Annotated in this window: 1 protein-coding gene; it reads left to right on the forward strand. The window is 65.6% G+C overall.

Annotation, left to right across the window (positions count from 1 at the left end; genetic code table 11):
• The first annotated feature begins 172 nt into the window (after positions 1–172).
• The gene (locus BST28_RS22885) at positions 173–1,441 is read left to right on the forward strand and encodes an ISL3 family transposase (protein WP_234808395.1); all 1,269 of its coding nucleotides are present in this window, start codon (positions 173–175) and stop codon (positions 1,439–1,441) included.
• The last annotated feature ends 26 nt before the right edge of the window (positions 1,442–1,467 follow it).

A 1,467-nucleotide genomic window follows, 5' to 3' on the forward strand; every position in this document is an offset into this window, starting at 1 on the left:
GGCTCTTGAATTTTAAACGGGCAGTTGTGATTTCGCTCTCATAGGGCGTGTCGTTGCATGGGAGGCCCTTGGTCTTCCGAAGTCTGAAGGTTGCGACACTTTCGGACGGAAGAAGGAACCAAGGGCCGTGACAGACGGTACGACATTGTTGTTTGGGCTGCCAGGATTGCGGGTGCAGCGTGTTGAGCAGCACGCCGATGGGACTCGGGTGGTGCACGTGGTCACCGCCGACGAGGCGGCAGCGGCCTGCCCGGGCTGCGGGGTGGTTTCACGCTCGGTCAAGGAGCGCACGATGACCTCGCCGAAGGACATTCCCTATGGTCACGACGGCATCGTGGTCCGCTGGCACAAGACCCGCTGGCGTTGCCGGGAGGACTACTGCGCGAAGTCCTCGTTCACCGAGGCCATCGCCGCAGTCCCGCCCCGCGCCCGCACCACGACGCGGCTACGCACGCAGGTCGGGGCAGCGATCGGCGACGCCGGCCGGGCGGTGGCCGAGGTCGCCGACGCTCATGGCGTCTCGTGGCCGACCGCGCACCGGGCGTTCGTCGCTCACGCCAGCGCACTGCTGACCGAACCGGCACCAGTACGGGTCATCGGCATCGATGAGACCCGCCGGGGCAAGCCCCGCTGGCGGCGCTGCGCCGTCACGGGCCGCTGGGAACGGATTGATCAGTGGGACACCGGTTTCGTCGATCTGTCCGGCGATCAGGGCCTGTTGGGCCAACGTGAGGGCCGCACCAGTGCTGCGGTGATCGATTGGCTGTCCGAACGTAGCTCGGCGTTTCGTGAGGGCATCGAGTTCGTGGCGATTGACCCGGCTGCGGTCTACGCCAAGGCGATTCGCACGCCAGGTCTGTTGCCCAACGCCACGATCGTGATCGACCACTTTCATCTGGTGAAACTCGCCAACGATGCGGTGACCAAGGTGCGCCGCCGGGTCACGTGGGATCTGCGTGATCGCCGTGGCCGCAAGACCGACCCGGAATGGGCGAACCGGCGCCGACTGCTGACAGCGCGAGAACGACTGTCGGACAAGCGCTTCGCAACGATGTGGAACGCCCTCGTCGACGAAGACCCCAGCGGACAGATCTTGTCGGCGTGGATCGCCAAGGAGGAACTACGCACCTTGCTGTCGACCGTGCAGGTCGACGGTGACCCACACCTGACCCGGCATCGGCTGCACCGCTTCTTGGCCTGGTGCATCGACTCGAACATCCCGGAGCTGGCTGCCCTGGCCGGCACCGTCGACACCTGGTGGCCCGAAATCAACGCGTTCATCACCACCGGCATCACCAACGCCCGAACCGAGGGCTACAACCGCCTGGTCAAACAGGTCAAACGCGCCGCCTGCGGATTCCGCAACCCCGCCAACTCAGCCCGCCGGATACGCTTCCACTGCACCCGCAAACAGCGGGCCGCAACCCGGACTTGCAGCTGATTGCCCGGCCAAAATCGAAGAGCCGC

The organism is Mycolicibacter kumamotonensis (genome assembly GCF_002086285.1).
GTDB classification, from domain to species: domain Bacteria; phylum Actinomycetota; class Actinomycetes; order Mycobacteriales; family Mycobacteriaceae; genus Mycobacterium; species Mycobacterium kumamotonense.